We start from the raw sequence: 23,387 nt of genomic DNA, 5'->3' as shown, positions 1-23,387 counted from the left end.
CACTTGGACGGCCCAGCCCCGACTACCGCGGTGGTGGCCGGGGCTGGGGCTGGTCAGGCGCCGAGGGCGGGGTCGGTGATGCTGTCCTCGCCGTTCTCGACGTGGCCGGCGAGCTGGTACTGGAAGTGCTGGTCGCCGTTGACCCGGACGGTCAGGTCGTACCAGCCGTGGGTGCGCTCGAGCGACCACTTCTCCCGCTCGGTCTCGCCCGGGCGCAGCGAGATCGTGGTCGGGTGCCCGCGGTACGCGTCACGGACGGTGAGCTCCACCCGCTTGCCGGCGCGGTTGGTGATCTCCAGCGTCAGGTCGAGGTGGCGCTCGTCGTACACCGGCTTGATCTCCAGGTCCGGCGCGGCCTTGCCGCCCTTGAAGCGGCGGAAGAAGCCGTTCGGGCCGTGTACCGACAGGTCGTAGCCGTTTTCGGAAGCCCAGGTGTCGGAGAGCTGCTTGCCCGCCTCGACCGTGTAGCCGCGCGGTACCGCCGTGCTCCCCGCCTCGCGGACCTGGAACACCGCGGCGGCGTCGCCGGTGTTGCGGAACTGGACGGTGACCGCCGTCGCGCCCCGCCGCGCCGTGGCGTGCAGCTCGTACGGCAGGGCGCGGGCCGGCTTGACGCCACGCTCCTGCTTCGGGACCTCCTGGTCGGCCGGCGGCACCGGCGGCTCGTCCGGGAAGCGGACCAGGTCGTCGGGCATGAAGTCGTCGGTCTCGGGGAGCCGGATCGGGCGCGCCCGGTTCGGGTTCTTGAAGTCGAACGCCGAGGTCAGGTCGCCGACGACGGCCCGGCGCCACGGGGTGATGTTGGCCTCGACGAGGTCTCGGTTGCGGTGCGCGAACCGGGCCTCCAGGAACCTGATCAGCGAGGTGTGGTCGAACAGCTGCGAGTTCACCCAGCCACCGCGGGTCCACGGCGACACGACGATCATCGGTACCCGGATGCCGAGGCCGTAGGGCGCGGAGACGTTGCCCGCGGTGTCGCCGGGGAAGATCTCGTTGGTGGTCGGGACCGTGGAGAGGCCGTGCGCCCGGGTCTGCGGCGGCGTGGGCGGCGGCATGTGGTCGAAGAAGCCACCCTCCTCGTCGTACGTGATGAAGAGGGCCATCTTGCTCCACACCTCGGGGTTGGCCGCGAGGATGTCGATGACCTGCGAGACGTACCAGGCGCCGAAGCCGGGCTCCCAGTTGGGGTGCTCGGTGTACGCCTCCGGGGCGACGATCCAGGAGACCCGCGGCAGCCGGCCGCGCCGCACGTCCTCACGGAAGTCGGTGAGCAGCTTCAGCGGGTCGCGCCCGAGGGCGTTGACCTCGGTGCCGACCTTCGCCTTGTCCGCGAGGGGGTTGCCGGGCAACGCGTTCTGGTACTGGTGGAAGTAGAGCAGCGAGTTGTCGCCGTAGTTGCCGATGTACGGGTCGCCGGTCCAGCCCCAGAAGCCCTCGGCGGTGAGGCCCAGGCCGATGTCCTGGTAGATCTTCCAGGAGATGCCGTTGCGCTCCAACCGCTCGGGGTAGGTCGACCAGTCGTACCCGGCCTCGGCGTTGTTGATGACCGGGCCGCCGGCCTTGCCGTCGTTGCCGACCCAGCCCGACCACATGTGGTACCGGTTCGGGTCGGTCGGGCCCATCAGCGAGCAGTGGTAGTTGTCGCAGACCGTGAACGCGTCGGCGAGCGCGAAGTGGTAGGGCAGGTCACCGCGGGTGTGGTACGTCATCGCGGTGACGCCCTTGTTGGGCACCCACTTGTCGTAGCGGCCCTGGTTCCAGGCGGCGTGGCCGTCGTTCCAGCCGTGCGGCGGGTCGGGCAGGAAGGTCTGGCCCAGGTCCGGCACCTCGGGGCGGAACGGCAGCAGCTCGCCGCCGCCGTTGGGCTGGTGCCACACGCTCTTGCCCGACGGCAGGTTGATCGGGTGCGGGTCACCGAAGCCGCGGACACCGCGCATCGTGCCGAAGTAGTGGTCGAACGACCTGTTCTCCTGCATCAGGAAGATGACGTGCTCGACGTCGTTGATCGACCCGGTCCGGTTGTGCGCCGGGATGGCGAGGGCCTTGTCGAGGCCCGCCGGGAGCGCCGCGCCGACCGCGGGTGCCCCGACCATTTTGAGGAATTGACGACGATCCAGTGCGCCCATATCGGCGACCCCTCCCCGGGAAACGGAATACAGCTTCCGGAAGCTATCGACGGTGGGTGGACGCCAAGTGACCAGCTCCGGGCGGTTGGCGGACGTCAGGCTGGCGTGCTCGCGGACGCCGCGCAACGCGCCAGCCTGCGCTGTTGTCCTGGTGTTCGGTACCGGTCAGGCGCTGGTGCGCCGGGTGAAGGTGGCCTCCCAGTTGGTCTCCCACGTCTGCCCGCCGTCAGTGGAGAACGACTGGTCCCAGCGCGGATGCGGGGTGTTCACATCGGACCAGCGGTACCGGACGCGGATCCGCGTGCCCTCCCAGATGTCGTCGCACTCGAAGACGCCCACCCCGTCCTCGAAGCGCCCGACCACCGGCACGTCGAGCTGGCCGCCGCTGGACTTGGCGGCCCACCAGATGCGCCAGACCTTCTCGTCCGGGCTGTACAGCCGGAGGGTGAGCCCCTCGATGTCCCGCTCCGGGGCGCGGAGCACGTCGAATACGCCATTGCCGTCCAGCAGCACCTGGCAGTCGAGCGTGGCGTCGAACTCGTACCACTCGTCGTTGCCGGCCAGAACCTTGGTGAGCCGGCGCTGGCGGCTGTCCCAGCTGCCGGTGAGGAAGTCGAAGTCGGTGTTCGTCATGCCGGCACGCTAGGCGCACCTACCTGACATCCTGTGTCAGGATCCTTCACCCGGTGACTGCCTCCCGTACCGCCGGCGCGATCTCCCGCGCCCAACGGCCGAGCGTGGTGTCCAGTGGGGTGCCGTCGTGCACCGGGAAGAGGATGAAGCCCCCGCGCCGTGCGCGAGTACCGCACCGGTCAGCTCCGCCACCCACTGCTCCACCGAGCCGCCGATCCACCGGCCGCCGGCGTCGCGGGTCGCCCGCAGTGGGGACGCGGTGATGCGGCCAGGCAGGTTGTAGATGGTCGCCACCTCCGCCGGGTCGCGGCCCGCGGCGGTGGCGGCTTCGTCGATGATCGGGCGGGAGGTGGCGTACCGCTGGCTGAGCCAGTCGGCCGCGTGGCCCGGGATCCAGCCGTCGGCGCGGCGCCCGGTGACCGCGAGTGACTTCGGCGCGACCGAGCCGGTCCAGATCGGCGGGGTCGGCACCCGGGCCGGTACGAGCCCGTCGACCCGGTAGAACTCCCCCTCGTACGTGACCGGACCGCCGCCACCGGAGAGCGCCCGCACCACGACGATCGCCTCCTCCATCGCGCGTACGGCCTGGCCCGGGAGAGCGGGGGCACCCCGAGCCGGACGATCTCCGGCCAGAGCCCGCCCGCACCGATGCCGAGCGCGACCCGGCCGCCGGAGAGCGCGGAGAGGCTGGTGATCGTACGGGCCAGCATCGGCGCGGGGCGGGTGGGCAGGTTGGTCACGTTGACCGCCACGGTGAGCTGCGCGGTCCGCCCGAGGACCATTCCGACGGCCGCGTACGCGTCGAGCCGCTCGGCGAGGTAGGGGTGGTCCGACACCGTTACGAGGTCGAGCCCGCCGGCGTCCGCCGCGACCGCCTGGGCCAGCAGCGCCTCCACCTCGCCCACCCCGGCCGGCAGCCCGAGCCCGAAGAGCACCTTCCGGTTCGTCACGCCTCCGACTGTGGCTGATCTTCCGGGCGGCCGGCAGACCGGGGCGAGACTGGTACCCCCGGGCCAGCCTGCCGCCGGCAGCCTAGCCTGCGCCGGCCTCGCGGATCGCTAGGGCGGCCTGGATGAGGGCGGCGTGGGTGAGGGTCTGCGGGTAGTTGCCGAGGTGCAGGCCCGTGGCCGGGTCCATCTCCTCGGCGTAGAGGCCGAGTGGGCTGGCGCGGTCGAGCAGCTCCTGGAACATCGCCACCGCCTCGTCCAGCCGTCCGGTGCCGGCGAGGGCCTGTACCAGCCAGAAGGAGCACGGCAGGAAGGCGCCCTCGGGCCTGGCAGGCCGTCGCGGCCGGGTGGGTAGCGGAACAGCAGCGGGCCGCCGGCGGACAGCTCGTCCCGTATGGCCGCGATGGTGCCGTGGACCCGTGGGGAGTCGGGATCGTCGAGGCCGATGACCGGCAGGAGCAGCAGCGCCGCGTCGAGTTCGGTGGAGCCGTAGTCGCGGGTGTAACTGGCCTTGGCCGGGTCGAAGCCGCGTTCCCGGACCTCGGCGGCGATCGCGTCCCGGGCGACGGTCCACCGCGTGCGCTGCGCGGGCCGGACGCGGTGGGTGTCGGCGATTTGCAGGGCGCGGTCGAGCGCGAGCCAGGCCATGAGCTTGGAGTGCACGAGCTGGGCCGGCCCGCCGCGGATCTCCCAGATTCCGGCGTCGGGCTCGGACCAGCGCTGGGCGACGAGGTCGGCGAAGGCGCGCATGGTCCGCCACGTCTCGCCGTACAGGCGCCGCCCGGCCTGCACCAGCACCCAGGCCGCGTCGATCACCCAGCCGTACCCGTCGAGCTGGTGCTGGTCGGCCGCGCCGTTGCCGAACCGCACCGGGACGCTGCCGGCGTACCCGGGCCAGTCGACTCGTTCGCGTTCGCGCGGTACGTGGCGGCCGTTGAGGGTGAGCAGCGAGGGCAGGCGGGGGCGCTGGAGGCGGCTGGCGTACAGGAGCCAACCGAGGAAACCACGGGCCTCCTGGGCCTTGCCGGCACCGAGGAACGCCGCGACACCGATGCTGGCGTCGCGGGCCAGACGTAGCGGTAGTCCCAGTTTCGTACCCCGCCCGGGTCCTCGGGCAGCGAGGTGGTCGGCGCGGCGACCGGGGCGTTCGAGGGTGAGTAGGTCAGCAGCCGGAGCGTCAGCAGGCTGCGGACCACGGCGTCGCGGAAGGGAAGCGACTCGTCGATCTCGGCCGCCCAGGCGCGCCAGCCGGCCTCGTCCCCCGCCAGCAGGTCCCAGGCCGCGGCCGGGTCGACGTGGACGAGGGGCTCCCGCTGCGCCACGGCCAGCACGAAGGTGACCGGCGTTCCGGGCGAGATCGTGACCGTGGTGGGCTCGCCCGGCACGACGCTAAGCCGCGGACCGCAGGCCAGGGACATCGCGAGCGAACCCCATTCGCACACCACCGCCTCTCGGCGGTCGCGGACCCGGGGCGGCGGTGCCGTTCGCCGTGGCGGGGATCGAACTCGACCGCGGCGTCGACCGCCGTACCCTGCGCCGACAGGCGCCGCACAAGCAGCGTCGTGGGCAGCAGCCGCCCCGCGACATCGGCCACCATCCCCTCGGTCAGGGTGAGACGGGCCTCCCCCACCTGCCACGTCGTCACCAGGGTGGCCGTGTGCGGGTTGTAGCGGCGCTCGGCGACCGGAGCGGGGCCGACCGGACCGAGCCGGAACGTTCCCGCCGGGGCTCCGCCGACAAGCCGGCCGAAGAGCGGTTCGCCGTCGAAGCGGGGCACGCAGAACCAGTCGATCGCGCCGGTACTGGACACCAGCGCGGCGGTACGGGTGTCGCCGACCAGCCCGTAGTCGGCGATCGGCGGCTGCGTACCGGTCACGGATGCCCCTTCCTCAGGCCCGCAGGAGCAGCCCCAGTGCCCCTCCGTAGACGAGATGGGCGACGGCCGCGACCGCGGGAGTCTGGGCGCCGTAGTTGAGGGCGAGCAGGCCAGGCGGCTCCAGCACGGTCGTGCTGGCCCGACCCGCTCGGAGCGAGGCCATGCGCGGGTGCACGCCCGGAAGCAGCGGCAGGACCACCGTCAGCACGACGGCTACGTGTATGGCCCCCAGCGACATCCCCAGCCACCAGGTCGCGCGGTCCAGCAGTACGAACGTTGTCGCGTAGCCGAGCGCGAAGCCCTGGCCCGCGGCGAGGTGGAGGAAGAACCCGGCGACCCGGGCCTTGTCCGGATCGCCGGTGACGAGCGTGCCGAGCGCCAGGGCGAAGTCGAGCCGGGTGAGGCCGGCCAGTTGCGCCGCGATCAGGACCGCGGTGAGGGAGGTGGTGGCCACCACCCCGAACAAGGCCCATCCGGCCCAGTCCATCTCAGCGGCGGGCAGGCGCGTCGAACCGTTTCCGCATGCTCATCCGTCCACCTCCCGCAGGGCCCTGGAACAGCAGTCCCGCCTGCCGTATTCACCGCGCCCCGCCCGGTGAAACGTCGTGACGCGTGAGGGTACCAGCAGTACCTGTCAGGCACCTCCGGTGGGCAAGGCGCGTGGCTAGCCTGGACGCATGCACCAGAACGGAGCCGTGGGCGAGTTTCTCCGCGCCCGCCGCGCCCGGATCTCGCCGGACTCGCTGGGACTCCCGGCCGACGCACCGCGCCGCGTGCCCGGCCTGCGCCGCGAAGAGGTCGCCTTCCTGGCCGGCGTCAGCGTGGACTACTACATCCGCCTCGAGCGAGGGCGGACCCGCGGGGTCTCGCACGTCGTCTGGGAGGCCCTGGCCCGTGCGCTCCAGCTCGACGAGGTCGAACGGACGCACCTCTTCGACCTCGTCGCGGCCGAGACCGCGCGGCCGCCGCGCCCGGCCCCGCTGCCGAGGCAACGCGTCAGCCGAGGGCTGCTGAGCGTGCTCGACACGCTCGACCGGGTCCCCGCGATGGTGCAGGGCCGGCGGATGGACGTACTGGCGTTCAACGACCTGTTTCGCGCGCTGTACGCCGACTTCAGCAAGCGTCCGCCCCGAGACCGCAACATGGCCCGTTTCATCCTTCTCGACCCGGCGGCGCGAGACCTGTACGCGGACTGGCCAAAGGTCGCCCGCGACGTCGTCGCCACGCTGCGGCTGTACGCGGGATCCCACCCCCACGACCGCGAGTTCACGGAGCTGATCGGTGAGCTCTCGCTGCACAGCGACATGTTCCGCCGCACGTGGTGTGAGCACGCCGTCCTGCGGCATTCGAAGGGCATGAAGCGGTTCGTCCACCCGGTCGTGGGTGCGCTGAGCCTGAACTACGAAACGTTCCAGCCCACCGAGGACCCGGATCAGACGCTGGTGATCTTCCACGCTGACCGGGGCTCGCCATCGGCGGACGCGCTGCGGTTACTCGGCGCCTGGGACGCGACCGAGCCTTCCCCGCCGTACAAGGCGACCCTCGACGCCTGAGGCGCCCCCAGCACATCAGCCCGGAATCCCAGCCGGGCCGCTCCGCCATGCCCGCGCTCATGAACCCGTCGCAAGGAGAAGACCGTGAAAGCGATTCTGGTCAAGCGGTACGGAGGTCCAGAGGTCCTCGAACTCGTAGACCTGCCGGTGCCCACCCCGGGCCGGGTGAGGTCGCCATCGACGTGACGCACGCCGCCGTCGGCCTCATCGACGTGCTGATCCGCCGCGGCGCTTTCGCGGACTACGACCTGCCGATGCAGCCGCCGTACACGCCGGGCATCGAGACGGCGGGCACGATCCGGGCCGTCGGCGAAGGTGTCACGTCGCTCAAGGTGGGCGACCGGGTGTCGACGCTGTCGATCGCGACCGGCGGCGGCTACGCCGAGGTGATGGTCGCCCCCGCCGAGGTGACCTTCCCGCTCCCCGATGGCGTCGACCCCGCGCAGGCCGTCGCCGCGCTGCCCAACGCGACCACCGCACAGCTCGCGCTGACCCGCGCCGTCACCGTCCCGCCGGCGGCGAAAGTGCTCGTCCTCGGCGCCACCGGCGCGCTCGCGTCGGTCTTCCCGCCCATCGCCCGGCGCCTGGGCGCGCGCGAGGTGGTCGGCACCGTGCGCTCGGCCGATCGGGTCGCCGAGGCCGAGGGGCTCGGCTTCGACCGGGTCGTGCTCTCCGGGCAGCTCCTGGAGGCGCTGGAGGGCGAGGAGTTCGACATCGTGGTCGACCCGGTGGGCGGCGAACTGCGCGGCACGGCGCTGCGGCTCCTGGCCGCCATGGGGCGGCTGGTCGCGGTGGGGAGCGCGGACAGCAGCGGCCACTCCGTCGACACGAACGAGCTGTGGTTCACCAACCGCGGCATCGTCGGCTTCGCCGTCGGCCAGTTCCTCGTCCAGACCCCGGCCGCCGCGGCACCCGCCGCCGCCGAGGCGCTGGCCGCGATCGCCGAGGGCTCGATCAAGCTCGGCGTGGAGACATACCCGCTCGAAAACGCCGCGGACGCGCACGCCCGGATGGACGCCGGCGGGGTGTCCGGCCGGCTGGTCCTGACCCACTGACAACAGAGATTGAGCTACCGCGATGTCCGCGGTGGTCCGGACCGCTGCTCCCGCGGCCTCGCCCTTCGCGGTTCACAACCCCAGCCCGCCGGCCTTACGGCCGGCGGGCTGTCTCGTCCAGGCTCAATGGCTCACTGACGCCGAACAACCTCGAACAGGCAGGTGCATTGCGGTCGCAATAGTTGCCTGTTAACTCTCAGCGGCGCCGGCCGGAGCGTCGTCTCTAGTGGGGTGGGTCGTCGGCGAGGATGCGGGCGAGCGTGCGGCGGCCCATGTCGCTCATGGTGGGGTTGCTCTCGCGGTAGTACCAGACGGTCCCAATCGCCTGCACGAACGCCCATGCTTTGCCGCGCTCCCACTCCACGTCGCTGGAGCCGAGCTCGGCGCGGAGCACCCGGCGCGGCCCGGGCTCCAGCAGGTGCCACGCGGCCACCAGGTCGAGCGCGGGGTCGGCCGGCCCGAAGCCGCCCACGTCGAGCACGCCGGCCAGGCGGCCACCGGCGACCAGCACGTTGCCGGAGATGAGGTCGCCGTGGGTCATCAGGTCCGGTGCGTCGCCGCGCGGCAGGGTGCGCAGGACCGACCAGGTACGCCGCAGGCGCGGCACGTCGAGGAGCCCTTCGCTGCGCTGGAGGCAGGTCTGCACCCACTCCTCGTGCGCGGTCAGCTCGCCGCCCCGGCCACGCCCGTCGAACGTACGGCCGCGGGTGTCGATCGCCCGCACCTCGCCGATGAACACGGCCAGGTCGCGCGCGAACCCCGCCGACTCCCCCGGGTCGTCGTCGGTCGCTACCGTCCCCGGCAGCCAGGTCTGCACCGACCAGGGCAGCGGGTACCCGCGCCCGGGCTCGCCGAGCGCGACCGGCTCGGGCGTCGGGAAGCTTGTGCGGCCGGCCAGCTCGGCCGCGGCCTCCGCCTCGGCGGCGAGCCAGCGCCGGTTGACCTCGATGTCGCCGGGTTCGAGGGGAAACCGGGCCGCCAGGCGGTCGCCGATCCGGAAGATCGCGTTGACCGTCCCGGCCGAGGCGACCTCGCTCACCGGCTGGTCGCGCCACTGCGGAAACTGGTCTTCGACCAGCTCACGTACGGTCTCCGGAGAGATGGTCAGTTGATCGGCATGCATCCGCACGCCGGCAGCTTCTCCGGTCCGGCTCGCTGCGGGCAACCGACTTTCCCGCGCGGCGCGGTCACGGCGACCGACTCTCCCGTGCGGCGTGCCGGCGCCCTGGGTGGGCCCGCCCGCAGCTGCGCCGGGAGCCGTCAGGCCGCGGCGAGCAGGGCGGCGAGCTGGCGGATGAGCGCGGGCCGGGGCGGTAGTAGACCCAGGTGCCGCGCCGCTCCGCGTCGACAAGGCCGGCGTCACGGAGGGTCTTGAGGTGGTGGGAGATCGTCGGACCGCTCAGCGTGAACGCCGGCGTCAGCTCGCAGACGCAGATCTCGCCGTCAGGGGCTGAGGCGATCATCGACATGAGTTGGAGCCGGACCGGGTCGCCGAGCGCCTTGAACGCCGGCGCGAGTGCCGCGGCCGTCTCGGCGGACACCCGCTGCTCGCTGATCGGCTGGCAGCATGCCTCCCCGGCAGAGACGTCGGCAAGCGCGAGACCAGCCTGTTTAGACATGCGTCTAGGTTGACAGATCCCGAAACAGGGTGCAACGCTGTTTCGAGGGATGTCTAATCAGATCGAGCCCCGGACCACCGGCGGGAAGGTGCGGATGAGGATCCGGCCCATGTGCGACGCGGACGCCGCCGCGGTGCTGCGCATCTACCAGGCCGGCATCGACTCCGGCCACGCCAGCTTCGAGCCGGCGGCGCCCTCGTGGGCCGCGTTCGACGCGGGGCGGCTGCCCGACCACCGGTACGTCGCGGCCGACGACCGGGACACCGTGCTCGGCTGGGTCGCGGTCTCCGCCGTCTCCAGCCGAAACGTGTACGCGGGCGTGGTCGAGCACTCCGTCTACGTCGACCCGGCCGCCCAGCGCCAAGGTGTCGGCCGTGCCTTGCTCGATGCCCTGATCGCCTCCACCGAGGCGGCCGGCATCTGGACCATCCAGTCCGGGATCTTCCCGGAGAACGCCGCAAGTCTGGCCATGCACCAGCGGGCCGGCTTCCGTGTCGTCGGCGTCCGCGAGCGGATCGCCCGGCACGCCATGCACGGCGGGCGGTGGCGCGACGTCGTGCTCCTCGAGCGCCGCAGCCCGCACATCACCTGAGACAAGGGGTTCCACTGTGGACGTACACGCGCTGCCCGTCGTGGTCATCGGCGCCGGCCCGGTCGGCCTGGCCACCGCCGCGCACCTGTACGAGCGCGGCCTGCCCTTCACCGTCCTGGAAGCCGGGGACGGTCCGGCCGCGGCGGTACGGCGGTGGGGGCACGTGCGGCTGTTCTCCCCGTGGCGGTACAACGTGGACGATGCGGCCCGCCGCCTGCTCGGCGGGGCGGGCTGGGTCGAGCCCGACCCCGAGGTGCTGCCCACCGGTGACCAGCTGGCCGCCGACTACCTGCGACCGCTCGCCGGCCTGCCCGCGCTCAAGCCCCACGTCCGGTACGGGGCACGGGTCGCCGCGGTCACCCGGTTCGGGCTCGATCGGCTCCGCACGGCCGGGCGGGCCGAGGCGCCGTTCGTGGTCCGGCTGACCGGTGGGCAGGACGTCATGGCGCGCGCGGTGGTCGACGCCTCCGGTACCTGGGAAACGCCGAACGTCCTGGGGGCCTCGGGCGTCCCCGCGCACGGCGAGGCGGCCGCCGCCGGCTTTGTCGAGGCGGCGCTGCCGGACGTGCTCGGCGCGGACCGGGACCGGTTCGCCGGGCGCCGGACGCTGGTCGTGGGCGCCGGCCACTCCGCCGCCAACACCCTCCTCGCCCTGGCCGACCTCGCCGCGCGGGTGCCCGGCACGTCCGTGGTGTGGGCGATCCGGACGGGCGAGCCGGCCCGCACGTACGGCGGTGGGGCCGCCGACGCGCTGCCGGCCCGGGGCAAGATCGGCAGCCGGCTGCGGGAGCACGTCGAGGCTGGCGCGATCGAGCTGGTGACGGGATTCGGCGTACACGGGATCGCGCCCGGCCTCGAAGTCTCGGACGGCACCCGTACCATCCGCTGCGACCGGATCGTCGCGGCCACCGGCTTCCGGCCCGACCACGGCTTCCTCAGCGAGCTGCGCCTCGATCTCGACCCGGTGCTCGGCGCGACCCGCGCCCTGGCCCCGCTCATCGATCCCAACGAGCACTCCTGCGGTACCGTCCCACCGCACGGCGTCGACGTGCTCGCCCACCCCGAGCCGGGTTTCTACGCCGTCGGGGCCAAGAGCTACGGCCGCGCCCCGACGTTCCTGCTGGCCACCGGGTACGAGCAGGCCCGCTCGGTCGTCGCCGCACTGGCCGGCGACTGGGGCGCCGCCCGCCGCGTACACCTCGACCTGCCGGAGACCGGCGTCTGCCGCAGCGGCCCGGAATCCGATGGCGGCTGCGCCTGCTGACGCTATGCCCGGACCGGGACGTGCAGCTCGTCGAGCAGGTGGCGGACGCGGCGCTCGATCTCGTCGCGCACCGGCCGGACCTGCTCGACGGGCAGGCCGGCCGGGTCATCCAGCACCCAGTCCTCGTACCGCTTGCCGGGGAAGAACGGGCAGGTGTCCCCGCAGCCCATCGTGACTACGACGTCAGCGGCCCGGACGACCTCGTCGGTCCACCGCTGCGGCTGCTCGCCGGAGATGTCGATGCCCCGCTCGGCCATCGCCGCCACGGCGGCCGGGTTGACCTCGTCCGCCGGCTCGGAGCCGCCGGACCGGGCGATCGCGTTGTCGCCGGCCAGGTGCCGGAAGAAGCCCAAGGCCATCTGTGAACGGCCTGCGTTGTGCACGCACAGGAACAGCACCACCGGCCGGCAGCCGCTGGACGGGTCGGTCATCGCCTGCTCCCTCAACTCGTGGGGACGTCGCCGCGCAGGACCGGCGCCAGCCGGTCGACCCGCGACTCGATCTCGGTGTACGCGGACTCGAACGCCTCGTCGGTGTCCGCCGCCGCCGGGTCCGGCACCGACCAGTGCAGCCGGGACCGCGACGGAGCGGGCAGGCGCTCGTGCGCGCTGTCGCAGACCGCGATCACCAAGTCGTCGGCACGCACCACATCGGACACATGGGCCGTCGCGTACGGGTCCAGGCGAAGGCCGTGAGACCGGGCGACACGCACGGCGCGCGGATGCACCCGTCGGGCCGGCTGGGTGCCCGCCGAGGCGGCCGGTATCCGGCTGCGCCGCTCCCACAGGGCGGCGGCGAGCTGCGAACGGGCCGAGTTGTGCGTACACACGAACACCACGCGCTCCGGCGCGGGCACCGGTGGGGTGGCGATCGCGGCCACCGTCTCCGGCACCAGGCGCAGGTAGGTGCGGCGCCGGTCGCCCTCCGACCGGGTACGCACCACAAGGCCGGCCGCGACCAGCACCTTCAGGTGGTGGGCGACGAGGTTGGTCGGCATGGCCAGCGCCTCACCGACCTCACCCGGGGATGCGTCGCCGAGCGTCAACGTGTCCACGATCGCCAACCGCGACGGATCGCCGAGCGCGGCGTGCACCCGCGCCCGCATCGCCAGCGAGTCAGCGTTCATTGAGTCAATATTCGCTGACCTAATCCGTTGCCGTCAAGTGCACCTATAATCGCCGAGGTCCGCTATCATCGCGGCGTGGCGATGAATGACGGGTGCGGGATGGGGCCGGCGGTGGCGCTGTTCCGATCTCTCGCGGACGACACAAGGTTGCGGATCCTGACCCGCCTGGCGGTGGGTGAGGCCCGGGTGGTGGACCTGACCGGAGAGCTGGGTCTGGCCCAGTCCACGGTCTCGAAGCATCTGGCCTGCCTCCGCGACTGCGGCCTGGTCGACTACCGGGTGCAGGGCCGCCAGTCGTTCTACGCGCTGACCCGACCCGAGCTGATGGATCTACTCGCCGCCGCCGAGGGTGTGCTGGCGGCGACGGGTTCGGCGGTCGCGCTGTGCCCGACGTACGGGCTGGACACCCCGGCGGTGTCCCGATGAGCACTACGGCGCTGGACCCCGCCCGGCGGCTGCGCCTGAATCGCCGCAGCCTGCACCTGGCGTACGCGACGGCCGGCTACAACCTCGTCGAAGGTGTGGTCGCGGTGGCGGCGGGTGCGGCGGCGTCCTCCACCGCGCTGCTGGGCTTCGGGCTGGACTCGTTCATCGAGGTGTCCAGCGCCCTGGTGGTGATCTGGCAGTTCCGTACCAGAGTGCCCGAGGAGCGCGAGCGGCTGGCGTTGCGGCTGATCGCGGTGTCGTTCTTCGCGCTTGCCGCGTGGATCTCGGTGGACGCCGTGCGGTCCCTGCTCGGCGGTGGCGAGGCCGAGCCGTCACCGGTCGGCATCGGCATCGCGGCCGTCTCGGTGGTGGTCATGCCGGTACTCGTGTGGGCAAAACGGCGCACCGGCCGCGAGCTGGGCTCGGCCACCGTCGTCGCCGACTCGATGCAGACGATGCTGTGCACGTACCTGTCCGCGATCGTGCTGGTCGGCCTGCTCCTCAACGCCACGCTGGGCTGGTCCTGGGCCGACCCGGTGGCGGCGCTGGTCATCGCGGCCGTCGCGGTACGAGAGGGCGTCGAGGCGTGGCGCGGCGAGCAGTGCGACGACTGCTGCGCCGCCCCGACGGGAGTCGACGGCTGAAAGCTGGGTCGGTCATCCCGCGTCGGAGAGCCGGGGTACCACGACCTCGTCCGCCGCGACCGCCGGTCGCGGGTAGAGCAGCGCCAGCAGGCCCAGGCCCACGACAAGGCCGGCGAGCTGCGCGATCACGAAACCGGGGACCGAGGCCGGCGCGATCCCGGCGAACGTGTCGGTGAAGGCCCGACCGACGGTGACCGCTGGGTTGGCGAAGCTTGTCGAGGAGGTGAACCAGTAGGCGGCACCGATGTAGCCGCCGACCGCGGCCGGCGCCACCGCCGACCGCCCCGAGCGGGCCAGCGCGAACACCAGCAGGACCAGGCCGGCGGTGGCGACAACCTCGCCGAGCCACAGGTGCGGCCGGTCGCGTTCGGTAGCCGATAGGTCCACCGCGGCCAGGTCGAACATCAGGTTCGCCAGCACCGCGCCGCCAATCGCACCCGCGACCTGCGCCGGGATGTACGCGGCGACGTCCCGGATGGGCAGGCCGGTGCCGGAGCGGCGGCCGAGCCACCAGTCGGCGAGTGAGACGACCGGGTTGAGGTGGGCACCAGAGACCGGACCCACGACCAGGATGATCGCCGCCAGGCCGAACGCCGTCGCGGTGGAGTTTTCCAGCAGTTGTAACCCGATGTCGTCGGGCGACAGGTGGGCCGCCATGATCCCGGAGCCGACCACGACCGCGACCAGCAGGCCCGTGCCGACCAGCTCGGCGGCGGCCCGCCGCCAGAGCGACAAGCCGCTCATCAGGACTTCCGCCGTTTCAGCACCACGTGATCTAACGGGTACGGGCGACGGTTGTCCAGAGCGGGAGCCCGGCGGCTAGAGCAGGGAGGGTGCGCGGTCGGGTACCTCGACGCCGTCGGTATCGCCGTGGGTGCACATGCACACGCCGAGGTCGGCGACCAAGCGGGCGCGGGCCGGCGTGTACTCGTTCTTGTGCAGGGCCGGCAGCGGGCGGCCGCACTGGTCGCAGCGGCGGATGCCGTTCTCGGTACCGGCGCGGATGTCGGTCATCGGAGAGCCTCCTCGTGGGTCGGGCGGGCAGCGCCCTGAGGGTCGGGCGCGCACGCTGACCATTCACGATTACCCTCCGCACCCCGCCGATGCCAATGGGTGGAGTGCGGGTGAGGCAGTTCACGAACAAACGGCTACCCGGCCGGGCGCTTGCGGCGGGTCGGGAGGCAGCCCCAGCCGACGTGCTCGGTCGGTTCGCCGGTGGCGACGTACGAAAGGGCGAGCTCCCACACCTGTTCCGGCGTGATGCGGGTCTCCGGAGGGTGGAACGGCGTCGCCGTGCCGTCGAAGCTGAACGCGAGGTCGCGATGCCACGGGCGGACGCCGCGGTGTACGGCGTACCCCGTGTTGGGCCGCCCGTACGGGAAGGCGAACCCGCGCTTCTCGTGACCCACCCCGAGGTGGAGTCCCCGGGTGACGCGCAGGCCGTGCACGTCGACCCGGGCCTCCAGCGTGACGACCACCGGCTCGTGGCTCTCGTGGATCGACACCAGGAGCGGAACGACGTCCGCTGCGCAGTCGAGGTCGTAACGGTGGCCTTCGGCCCAGGTTGCCAGGTACTGCACAGACATCGGTCGGACGCCCTTCCGAACAGTGCTCACATTTTGTCGAGCACAGTCAGTAAAGACGAGCACCCTCGGCGTCACAACGAGCTGATACAAGGTCCGGCCCGCGGATACCGATACGTCTGCCCTAAGGACTCACCAGGCCTTCGCGGGCCACCTGGTCCAGCCGGGCGCGGACCTCCTGGGCGGTCGCGTGCCCGAGCACCTCCAGCAGCTGGAGGGAGCGGCGCCACGCCTCCCGCGCCGCGCCGAGGTCACCCAGGGCGCGATAACAATCACCGAGGTGTACGAGGGCGTCGGCCTCGTTGTACCGGTCGCCCATCTCGTGGAAGATCTCCACCGCCCGGGTGTACGCCGCCACCGCCTCGCGCCGCTCCCCCAGCCCGGCGTGGATGAAACCCAGGCTGTCCCAGGTGCTGGCCACCGCGTTCGCGATGCCAAGCTCGCTGAGCGCGTCGAGCGCCTGCCGGCAGTGGGTCAGCGCCTCGCCGAAGTCGCCGAGCATCGCGTGGCACCAGCCGGTGTCGTTGAGCGCGCTGGCGACGCCGGCCGGGTCGCCGGCCGCCCGGTACAGCTCCAGCGCGCGCTGGCTGGCGCCGAGCGCCAGGTCGTACCGGCCCTGCTGGCCGTGCAGGAAGGCCAGGCCACGGTAGCTGCGCCCCTGGTTGGCCCGGTCGCCGACGGCCTCGAAGAGCTCGAGCGCGCAGAGCAGGTGCTCCTGCGACGCGTCGAGCTGGTTGAGCCGGGCGTAGGCGCTGCCGAGGCTGCGGTGCGCCGCGGCCTGTACGCCGAGGTCGCCCACCCGCATGCCGGCGGCGAGCGCCAGGGTCTGCATGGCCACCTGGTCGCGCCAGTGGCCGTGCCGCTGGAAGATGTCGGAGAGGGTGCCGGCGAGGTGGCACAGCTGGGTGTCCAGCTCGTGCTCGGCGGCCAGCTCGACGGCCGCCACCGCGGAGTGGTGCTCGACGGTCAGCCAGGTGCGCGCAGCCTCGGCGTCGGCGATCTCGGCGGTCACCACACCGTCCACGGTGGACTGATCCGGGTCGAGGTCCCACTGCGGGTCGAGCAGCTGTACGGCGGTCCGGGCCGAGCGCGTGTAGTGCTCCAGCATCCGGCCCAGCGCGGCGCGCCGCTCCAGCCCCGGGTCGGTGTCCTGGGCCCGCTCCGCGGCGTACGCGCGGACGAGGTCGTGCAGCAGGTACCGCCCCGGCGAAGGCTCGCGGACCAGGCTGGCGTGCAGAAGCTCGTCCAGGCCGGCGCGCACCTCGCGGACCCGCGCGCCGGCGAGGCTGGCCAGGGTGGCCGGCGCGGCGTCCGGGCCGGGGTGCAGCGCGAGCAGCCGGAGCAGGCGCGCGGCGGACGGTCCGATCCGCTCGTACGACCACGAGAAGATGGTCGTCAGGTCGATCGCCGGGTCGGTGTCCGCGAAGGAGTCGAGCGTGCCGTGGTCGGCCGAGAGCTGGCCCGCGAGCGTGGCGACCGAGCCGTGCGGGTTGAGCACGGCGCGCGCGGCGACAAGGCTGAGCGCCAACGGCAGCCCGCCGCAGAGCCGGACGATGCTGTCCACCTCCGCGCCGTCGTCGGCGCCGACCCGAGAGCCGAGCCGGCTCAGCAGGTACGCGCGGGCGTCGTCGTCAGGCAGCACACACAGCTTGATCGGCCGGGCCTGCTCGATGGCGACCAGGCTCGGCATCTGGTGCCGGCTCGTCACCACCACAAGACAGCCGCGCGAACCGGGCAGCAGCGGCCGCACCTGCTCGGCGTCGCGCGCGTTGTCGAGCAGCAGCAGCATCCGGCGGCCGGCCATCAGGCTGCGGTACAGCGCCGCCTGCGCGTCGAGCCCGTCCGGCAGCTGCCGCGAGTCGACGCCGAGCGCGTCGAAGACCGCGCGAAGCGCTTCGAGGGGGCTCATGACGACGCCGGACGGGTGGAAGCCGCGCAGGTTGACGTAGATCTGGCCGTCCGGGAAGCGGTCGGCGATCCGGTGTCCCCAGTGGACGGCGAGCGCGGTCTTGCCGGTACCGGCCATGCCGTGGATCGCGCTGATCAGCATCGCCGGCGGCGGAGCGCCATCGGCGGGCAGGAGGGCGTCGAGGCTGGCCAGCTCGGCCGCGCGGCCGGTGAAGTCGGGCAGGTCGGCGGGGAGCTGGGCGGGCGTCGCCAGGCTCATGCGGTTGCGCGCGACCGCCCGCGTGGCCGCCACCTGGTCCACCTCGGCCGCGGGCGCCGACCGTGGGGCCGGGACCGGCGACGGCTTGGCCGGCTGGACCGGTGCCGGCGAGTCGGCCCGCAGGATCCGCAGGTGCAGGGCCTGGAGCTGCGGCCCCGGGTCGACGCCGAGCTCTGCGGCGAGCACGTCGCGCGCGTCCTGGTACACGGCGAGCGCCTCGGCCTGCTGCCCGGACCGCCACAGCGCGAGCATCAGCAGGCGGCGGAAGCGCTCGTCGAGCGGGTGCTCGGCGACGAGCGAGGCGAGCTGGTCGCCGGCCGAGACGTACGCCCCCAGGTCGATCTCCGCGGCCAGCAGGGCTTCCAGCGCGTTCAGCCGGAGCTTGGCGAGGTTTGCCCGGTACCGCTCCATCGCCTGGCCGGGCAGGCCGGCCAGCGGCTCGCCGTTCCAGAGCGCGAGGCCGCGGCGCAGCAGCTCGGCCGCCCCCGCGGTGTCGGACTCCCGCCGGGCCACCTCGGCCGCGCCGACAAGCTGCCGGAACGTGGCCAGGTCGAGGTCCTCCGCCCGGACGTCGACGAGGTATCCCGCGCCGACCGACCGGATCACGTGCGGGGCGCCGTCCGGCGTGAGGACGCGGCGCAGCCGGTACACATATGTCCGGATGGTCGCCTCAGCCGAGCGGGGCGCGTCGTCGTCCCACAGCGTCTCCATGAGCTGCTGGACGGAGACGGGCACACCCGCCTGGAGCAGCAACGCGGCGAGCACGGCCCGCTGCTGTGGCGAGCCCAGGTCCAGGTCCGTCGGTCCGCGCCGGGACCCCACGGGCCCGAGCAGCGTGAACCACAAACGGTCATCCACGCATTCCCCCGAATGCAGCTGCCGTAATGCTCCGGTAACGGATACGACACTCCCCCTGCATCCTCCGCCCGGAGGCTCGCCATGCTACCCCCGGCGCCCCCCGCCGGTGCACCCAGCGCCCCGGTCTGCCCCGCAGGACATCACTCCCTTCCCCTGCGGCGCCTACCCGGTCACAGGGCGCCGCTTCGGATCGCGTACGCCACCGCGTGCGTGCGATTACGCAGGCCGAACCGGGTCATCACGCCGTAGATGATGTTCTTGACGGTGCGTTGCGAGTAGTTCAGCTTCAGCGCGACCTCACCGGTGTCGAGGCCGTCCGCGAGCAGCCGCAGCACCTCCAGCTCCCGCTCGGTGAAGCCGCTGACGGTCAGGCCGCGCGGGCCGAGCACGTCCCGCTGTACCGTGCGCAACTGCTCCAGCAGGCGCCGGGTGACCGCCGCGGGCAGCTCGGCCCGGCCGGACGCCGCGGCCACGACGGCGCGGGTGATCTGCTCGAACCCGGCGTCCCGTCGGTGCAGCAGGCCGGCCAGGCCGAGCTCGACCGCGCGCATGACATGGTGCTCGCGGATCTCGTTCGCGACGACGACCACGCCGAGGTCGCGGTGCCGGGCGCTCCGACCGAAGCGCTCGATCCCGCCGAGCACCTCCTCGGAGACCTGGTCCGCGACGACCAGCAGCACCCGCGCCGACCGCTGGCGCTCGCCGAGGTACACCTCGACGGCGGGATGGGACGCGAGACCGGCCACGAGACCGTCCCGGGTGAGCTGGTCGCCGGCCAGCACCGCGACCCCGACTGATTCCACCCGTCCATGAAGGACCGGGCGCGTCGACAACCGATCGTCAGCCGATAGACGCCAGTCGGGGTCCGGTCCCGTCAGAAGCCGACGACCTCGCGGATCAGGACGACGTGGATGCGGCCGGGCAGCTCCTGGTGGATCTCCAGGACCTTCCCGACGTAGCTGTGCTGCCCGTACACCGCCTGCGCGCGGGCGTCCTCCAGCTTGAGGCTGTGCTGGTACACCCGCTCGCGGGCCGCCTCCAGCGTGGGGACGAGCTTCTGCGCGCCGACCACGAGGATCACGTTCGCCGCGCCCCAGGCGTACGGGGCGAGCTGGCTGCCCGACGCCGAGGCGATCACGAGCGTCCCGTCCCGGGTGACCGCGTGCGCGCTGCCCAGCGCGTACTCCGCCTGGCCGGCGATCTCCTTCATCCGCTGGCCCTCGGTCTCGTAGTCCAGGGCGAGCATCTTGTTGCGGGCCGACTCGTACGGCCCGTCGCCGTTGACCGCGTCCTCGATGCCGGTCTCCTTCAGCGTCACCGAGGTGTTGGTCATCACCGTCGCGCCGTGCGGGATCCGGGCCAGCGTGGCCCGCCGGGCGGCGTCGAGGTCGTCGACGACCTCCACGCTGAAGCCGTGCTCCTCCAGCGCGACGACGGTCGCGGTGAGCGTCGCCTCGTCCGGCAGCGTGCTGAAGCGTTCCGCGGTGTCGATGGTGCTCATGGGTGTCTCCTCATCTGTGGTTGGTCCGGAAACGGACTTTACCCCGCTTCGGCGAGACGTCGCTAAGGTGATGGCTGTGAAACGGACCGACCTAACGTGGGGTGCGCCACAGACCGAGCGCGCCGACGCGGCCCGCAACCGGCAGCACCTGATCGCGACCGCCCGGGAGATGCTCGCCGAGGTCGGCGCGGAGCGGATCACCATGGACGCGCTCGCCGAGCGGTCCGGCCTGGGCAAGGGGACGGTGTTCCGCCGGTTCGGCACCCGGGCCGGCATCTTCGCGGCGCTGCTGGACGACGGCGAGCGGGCCTTCCAGGAGCTGGTGCTGGCCGGTCCGCCGCCGCTGGGTCCGGGCGCGCCGCCGTTCGACCGGCTGGTCGCCTACGGTCAGGCCCGGATCCGCTTCCTCATGGAGCACCAGGAGATCGCCCGCGCCGCGCTCGACGGCCGGCAGCCGATCCCGGCCGGCGCGCAGACCCCGCTGTCACAGACGCACATCAGGATGCTCCTGGGTCAGATCGACCTCGGCCCGACCAATCTCGACCTGCTCGCCGTACAGCTCACCGGCGCGCTCGACGGGCCGCTGCTGCTCTACATGCAGCCGACCGCCGAGGCACCCCTGTCACAGCGGGTCGAGCTTCTGCTGTCGGAGAGCTGGCACGACCTGGTCCGGCGGGTCTGCCGGCCCTGAGTCGTCCTGCCGCCGCAGCTGCTCGGCCCGCTCGCGCAGCTGGGGCGGTACGAGCTCGATCAGCTGGTCGGGGCGGAGCGGCAGGTCGAGCAGGCTCAGCTTGACCCGGTTGCGCTGTAGGTGGATGTCGGCGTCGAACCGTACGATGTGGACCGCCTCGGGCCGCAGCCGCAGGCGGAGTGCGGCGCCCGGCTCGAAGGGTTCGGCCGACGCCCCGTCCACGATGAAGCGCAGCGCCTCGCCGTCGCCCGGGTTGCGCAGCTCCACACCGTCGCCGTCGCCGAAGATCACCGAGCGGCTGATCCCCGACATCGGCGCGACCGGGGTCAGTGCGATCGAGGGCGTGGAGGGCGAGATGACCGGCCCGCCGGCGGCGTAGTTGTAGGCGGTCGACCCGATCGGGGTACAGGCGACGACCGCGTCGCCTCGGTAGTAGCCGTGCGCGGCGCCGTTCACGAACAGGTCGACCACCGCGGCGCGGAGCTGCGCCGAGGCGGTCACGACCACGTCGTTGAACGCGGTGAACGACCGGCCGCCGGCCTCCGCGTCGAGGCAGCTGTGCGGCTCCACCGAGTACTCGCCAGCCACCATGCGGTCCAGCGCCGCCTCCAGCCCCTCCGGCCGGACCTCGACGAGGAAGCCGAGGTTGCCGTGGTTGACCCCCAGGATCGGGATGCGCCGGCCGACGAGCAGCCGCATCGCGCCCAGCATCGTGCCGTCACCGCCGAGGCTGACCACCGCGTCGACCGCGTCCACGAACCCGTCCGCGGCGACCGTCTCCACCCCGGGTCCGACCCGCGCCGCGTCCGCCTCCCGCGCCACCACCCGTCCCCGTGCCGGCGCGCGTACCGGGTGATGATCTCCACCGACCCGCGCACCGGCCGGGTCGGGTGGACCACCAGGCCGATCGCGTACCCCGCCTTGCCCATGCCGCCATACTGCCGTGCGGTCGCGGGGCACGCAGCGGTTCAGCGCGGCGCGCCGCCGCAGACCGGTTCACGGGTGGGCGCCAGCCGGTGCTGGCCGTCGACGGCGAGGGCGGCCCGCACGCCGGACTCGATCGCGCCCTCGATGGACGACCGCTTGAGCGAGGTGTGCTCGCCGGCGAAGTGCAGTGTGCCGGCCGGCGCGATCGCGGCGAGGTGGTGCGCGGTCAGCTGGCCAGGGGCGAGCACCGCCTCCCCGGTCGTCCAGCTGCCGGTGGCGCCGCGTCCGGTGTAGAACGCCTCGATCCGGCTGCCGTACACCTCCTGGAGCCCGCGCAGCGCCCGGGCGTACCGGTCGTCGGGCTTCATCGCGTCCCACCGCACCGCGCCGCCGGCCCGCGCGTGGCTGGCCAGCACGACGCCGCCGGCGCTGCCCGGCACCGGGCCGCTGGGGAACGAGGCCAGCCGGTTCGTGCCGCCCGCCGGACCCGCCCGCCGTGGCCGCGCCTGGCCGTAACGGTCGTACAGGCCCGGGGCGAGCGCCTCCAACTCACGCCGCCAGTCGTCCTCGGTGAACTCCCACCACCGCCGGTCGAACTCCAGCTGGACGGTGGTCACCGGCTCGTACCGCAGCGCCATGACCGCGCGGCGCTTGGCGGCCGGCGGCGACGGCTCGATCCGTACCTGGCGCAGCGCCGCGAAGGGCAGCGTGACGATCGCGGCGTCGGCCGTGTACCCCCGGCGCTGCCCGCGGCTCGACAGCGTCTCCACCCACACGCGCGGGCCCTCAGGCGCGACGTGGCGGTAGGCCGCGGTGGGCCGGGCCGGGTCGTAGTACTCGATCCGGGTCACCCGCCGGTCCAGGGTGACCATGTCGTCCAGCACCGGGCCGAACGCGTACGGCAGCCGCCAGCTCCCACCCTCGATCTCCCAGCGCGCCGCGCGCGGGGCGGTGTGCAGGTGGTGCAGGTAGAAGTCCACGAAGGACATCGCCATCCGGTACCCGACGTGCTCCAGCCGCCCGATCGCGGTGACCGCCGCCGTGTCCAGGCCGGCCCACTCGGTCAGGAACCGCCCGAGCGACAGGTGGTCCATGTCGTGCAGCAGCCGCGCCCACCCGACCGCGCGACCGTCCGGCGTGTCCGCGGTGTGGTACTCGCGCACCGCCTCCAGCACCGCGTCGAGCAGGTCGACCGCCGTGTACCCGGCCGGAACCGCGGCCGGTGTGACCGGGCGGCGGCCCAGCCCGAACCCGTCCACGAGGGACAGTGCCAGCGTGTGCGTGTCCGGGATGGAGACTCCGCCCGCGTCCCCGTGCGGCGGTGAGTCCCGGAACGGGGTGCGCGGCGCCGCGGCGAGCCGGCCACCGATACGGTCCGCGTCCGCCTCCAGGACGTGGACCTCGTGGCCGGCCCGCCGCAGCGCGTACGCGGCGCAGAGCCCGGCCATCCCGGCGCCGAGCACCAGCACCCGCAGCGGCCGTTCCGCCGGTAGCGGCCCGTCACCAAGCAGCACCTCCAGGTACCGGCGCCGCGGCTCCGCGCCGTCCGGTCCCGTCGCCGCCAGCTCCTGCCCCAGCCGTAGGCAGCGCTGCCATTCGTCCTCGGCGCGACCGCCCCCACGGTGCGCGCCGTCCCCCTCGTACGCATGACGATGCCTCCCCCTCGCCGTCCCCGGCGGACGACCGTGACCCAGCGTGAGCGGGACGCATAGACGCCGGATAGACGTCCGCTAGCCGCTCTCGCGGGTTGGTACAAAGGCAGGGAGGAGTTTGTCGAGCGCGAGGGGCGGAGCACGTTG

Annotated in this window: 23 protein-coding genes and 3 pseudogenes; 8 read left to right on the top strand and 18 right to left on the bottom strand. The window is 72.9% G+C overall.

Annotated elements, in window-relative coordinates; translation table 11 throughout:
* Nucleotides 1-53 precede the first annotated feature (53 nt).
* From Pflav_RS10545 to Pflav_RS10535, 3 genes and pseudogenes are all read right to left on the bottom strand, one after another.
* Complete coding sequence (locus tag Pflav_RS10545) at nt 54-2,093, bottom strand: phosphocholine-specific phospholipase C (protein WP_232071227.1); 2,040 nt, start codon at nt 2,091-2,093, stop codon at nt 54-56.
* A 198-nt stretch (nt 2,094-2,291) separates the two neighbouring features.
* Nucleotides 2,292-2,759, bottom strand: a complete 468-nt coding sequence (locus Pflav_RS10540; RefSeq protein WP_173035780.1) for a hypothetical protein — start codon at nt 2,757-2,759, stop codon at nt 2,292-2,294.
* A 36-nt stretch (nt 2,760-2,795) separates the two neighbouring features.
* A pseudogene (locus Pflav_RS10535) lies at nt 2,796-3,643 on the bottom strand (LLM class flavin-dependent oxidoreductase).
* Here Pflav_RS10535 and Pflav_RS45240 point away from each other — a divergent pair.
* Nucleotides 3,584-3,727, top strand: coding sequence for a hypothetical protein (locus Pflav_RS45240; RefSeq protein ID WP_232072824.1), 144 nt, complete (start codon nt 3,584-3,586; stop codon nt 3,725-3,727). The pseudogene Pflav_RS10535 and the gene Pflav_RS45240 sit on opposite strands and share 60 nt — an antisense overlap.
* A gap of 90 nt (nt 3,728-3,817) precedes the next feature.
* Here Pflav_RS45240 and Pflav_RS10530 read toward each other — a convergent pair whose 3' ends face one another.
* The 3 genes from Pflav_RS10530 to Pflav_RS10525 all read right to left on the bottom strand — a co-directional run bounded on the left by Pflav_RS10530 (nt 3,818) and on the right by Pflav_RS10525 (nt 6,036).
* Nucleotides 3,818-4,759, bottom strand: coding sequence for a glycoside hydrolase family 15 protein (locus tag Pflav_RS10530; RefSeq protein ID WP_232072657.1), 942 nt, complete (start codon nt 4,757-4,759; stop codon nt 3,818-3,820).
* A 124-nt stretch (nt 4,760-4,883) separates the two neighbouring features.
* Nucleotides 4,884-5,516, bottom strand: coding sequence for a trehalase-like domain-containing protein (locus Pflav_RS45235; RefSeq protein ID WP_232072656.1), 633 nt, complete (start codon nt 5,514-5,516; stop codon nt 4,884-4,886).
* A 79-nt stretch (nt 5,517-5,595) separates the two neighbouring features.
* Entirely contained in the window at nt 5,596-6,036 is a 441-nt protein-coding gene (locus tag Pflav_RS10525) for a hypothetical protein (protein ID WP_197938312.1), read from the bottom strand.
* Nucleotides 6,037-6,259: 223 nt separating this feature from the next.
* Here Pflav_RS10525 and Pflav_RS10520 point away from each other — a divergent pair, with 223 nt between their 5' ends.
* Nucleotides 6,260-7,135 (top strand): helix-turn-helix transcriptional regulator, encoded by an 876-nt coding sequence (locus tag Pflav_RS10520; RefSeq protein WP_173035776.1) that lies wholly within the window; start codon nt 6,260-6,262, stop codon nt 7,133-7,135.
* Between the two features lie 182 nt (nt 7,136-7,317).
* On the top strand, nt 7,318-8,190 hold the full coding sequence (locus Pflav_RS10515) for a quinone oxidoreductase family protein (protein WP_232071225.1): 873 nt from the start codon (nt 7,318-7,320) through the stop codon (nt 8,188-8,190).
* Nucleotides 8,191-8,413: 223 nt separating this feature from the next.
* Here Pflav_RS10515 and Pflav_RS10510 read toward each other — a convergent pair whose 3' ends face one another.
* Both Pflav_RS10510 and Pflav_RS10505 read right to left on the bottom strand, forming a co-directional pair.
* A complete protein-coding gene (locus Pflav_RS10510; protein ID WP_173042347.1) occupies nt 8,414-9,313 on the bottom strand; it encodes an aminoglycoside phosphotransferase family protein in 900 nt (299 codons plus the stop codon).
* Between the two features lie 137 nt (nt 9,314-9,450).
* Nucleotides 9,451-9,809, bottom strand: a pseudogene (locus tag Pflav_RS10505) (ArsR/SmtB family transcription factor).
* Between the two features lie 94 nt (nt 9,810-9,903).
* On the opposite strand from Pflav_RS10505, the gene Pflav_RS10500 reads away from it, so the two are divergent.
* Together Pflav_RS10500 and Pflav_RS10495 are read left to right on the top strand one after the other, a co-directional pair.
* Entirely contained in the window at nt 9,904-10,401 is a 498-nt protein-coding gene (locus tag Pflav_RS10500; RefSeq protein ID WP_173035775.1) for a GNAT family N-acetyltransferase, read from the top strand.
* A gap of 16 nt (nt 10,402-10,417) precedes the next feature.
* Nucleotides 10,418-11,665 (top strand): NAD(P)-binding domain-containing protein, encoded by a 1,248-nt coding sequence (locus Pflav_RS10495; RefSeq protein ID WP_173035773.1) that lies wholly within the window; start codon nt 10,418-10,420, stop codon nt 11,663-11,665.
* A 2-nt stretch (nt 11,666-11,667) separates the two neighbouring features.
* Here the strand turns inward: Pflav_RS10495 and Pflav_RS10490 are convergent, their stop codons facing one another.
* Both Pflav_RS10490 and Pflav_RS10485 read right to left on the bottom strand, forming a co-directional pair.
* A complete protein-coding gene (locus Pflav_RS10490) occupies nt 11,668-12,096 on the bottom strand; it encodes an arsenate reductase ArsC (RefSeq protein ID WP_173035771.1) in 429 nt (142 codons plus the stop codon).
* A gap of 11 nt (nt 12,097-12,107) precedes the next feature.
* Nucleotides 12,108-12,791: an arsenate reductase/protein-tyrosine-phosphatase family protein gene (locus Pflav_RS10485; protein WP_173035770.1), complete on the bottom strand. Its 684-nt coding sequence runs from the start codon at nt 12,789-12,791 to the stop codon at nt 12,108-12,110.
* A gap of 81 nt (nt 12,792-12,872) precedes the next feature.
* Here Pflav_RS10485 and Pflav_RS10480 point away from each other — a divergent pair, with 81 nt between their 5' ends.
* Together Pflav_RS10480 and Pflav_RS10475 are read left to right on the top strand one after the other, a co-directional pair.
* Entirely contained in the window at nt 12,873-13,217 is a 345-nt protein-coding gene (locus Pflav_RS10480) for an ArsR/SmtB family transcription factor (RefSeq protein ID WP_377310754.1), read from the top strand.
* The gene (locus Pflav_RS10475; RefSeq protein ID WP_173035766.1) at nt 13,214-13,861 is read left to right on the top strand and encodes a cation efflux transmembrane domain-containing protein; all 648 of its coding nucleotides are present in this window, start codon (nt 13,214-13,216) and stop codon (nt 13,859-13,861) included. Before Pflav_RS10480 ends, Pflav_RS10475 begins: the two co-directional genes overlap by 4 nt.
* A gap of 33 nt (nt 13,862-13,894) precedes the next feature.
* Here the strand turns inward: Pflav_RS10475 and Pflav_RS10470 are convergent.
* The 6 genes and pseudogenes from Pflav_RS10470 to Pflav_RS10445 all read right to left on the bottom strand — a co-directional run.
* Nucleotides 13,895-14,605: pseudogene (locus Pflav_RS10470) on the bottom strand (aquaporin); the annotation flags it as partial.
* Nucleotides 14,606-14,680: 75 nt separating this feature from the next.
* Nucleotides 14,681-14,875, bottom strand: coding sequence for a hypothetical protein (locus Pflav_RS10465; RefSeq protein WP_173035762.1), 195 nt, complete (start codon nt 14,873-14,875; stop codon nt 14,681-14,683).
* A gap of 134 nt (nt 14,876-15,009) precedes the next feature.
* On the bottom strand, nt 15,010-15,447 hold the full coding sequence (locus tag Pflav_RS10460) for an Imm1 family immunity protein (RefSeq protein WP_173035760.1): 438 nt from the start codon (nt 15,445-15,447) through the stop codon (nt 15,010-15,012).
* Nucleotides 15,448-15,568: 121 nt separating this feature from the next.
* The gene (locus tag Pflav_RS47310) at nt 15,569-18,469 is read right to left on the bottom strand and encodes an AfsR/SARP family transcriptional regulator (RefSeq protein WP_173035759.1); all 2,901 of its coding nucleotides are present in this window, start codon (nt 18,467-18,469) and stop codon (nt 15,569-15,571) included.
* A gap of 170 nt (nt 18,470-18,639) precedes the next feature.
* Nucleotides 18,640-19,272, bottom strand: coding sequence for a response regulator transcription factor (locus Pflav_RS10450; RefSeq protein ID WP_173035757.1), 633 nt, complete (start codon nt 19,270-19,272; stop codon nt 18,640-18,642).
* 71 nt (nt 19,273-19,343) lie between these two features.
* Entirely contained in the window at nt 19,344-19,970 is a 627-nt protein-coding gene (locus tag Pflav_RS10445) for an LUD domain-containing protein (RefSeq protein ID WP_173035755.1), read from the bottom strand.
* 76 nt (nt 19,971-20,046) lie between these two features.
* On the opposite strand from Pflav_RS10445, the gene Pflav_RS10440 reads away from it, so the two are divergent.
* Nucleotides 20,047-20,661 carry a TetR/AcrR family transcriptional regulator gene (locus tag Pflav_RS10440; protein WP_232071223.1) on the top strand — a complete coding sequence of 205 codons (615 nt, stop codon included), beginning with the start codon at nt 20,047-20,049 and terminating at the stop codon, nt 20,659-20,661.
* Here Pflav_RS10440 and Pflav_RS10435 read toward each other — a convergent pair.
* Both Pflav_RS10435 and Pflav_RS10430 read right to left on the bottom strand, forming a co-directional pair.
* The gene (locus tag Pflav_RS10435; protein ID WP_197938301.1) at nt 20,593-21,483 is read right to left on the bottom strand and encodes an NAD(+)/NADH kinase; all 891 of its coding nucleotides are present in this window, start codon (nt 21,481-21,483) and stop codon (nt 20,593-20,595) included. The two genes, Pflav_RS10440 and Pflav_RS10435, sit on opposite strands and share 69 nt — an antisense overlap.
* A 146-nt stretch (nt 21,484-21,629) precedes the next feature.
* Complete coding sequence (locus tag Pflav_RS10430) at nt 21,630-23,102, bottom strand: flavin monoamine oxidase family protein (protein ID WP_173035753.1); 1,473 nt, start codon at nt 23,100-23,102, stop codon at nt 21,630-21,632.
* Nucleotides 23,103-23,387: the final 285 nt, after the last annotated feature.

This window comes from Phytohabitans flavus (genome assembly GCF_011764545.1).
GTDB classification, from domain to species: Bacteria; Actinomycetota; Actinomycetes; order Mycobacteriales; family Micromonosporaceae; genus Phytohabitans; species Phytohabitans flavus.
This window is presented reverse-complemented; position numbering and strand designations above follow the sequence as displayed.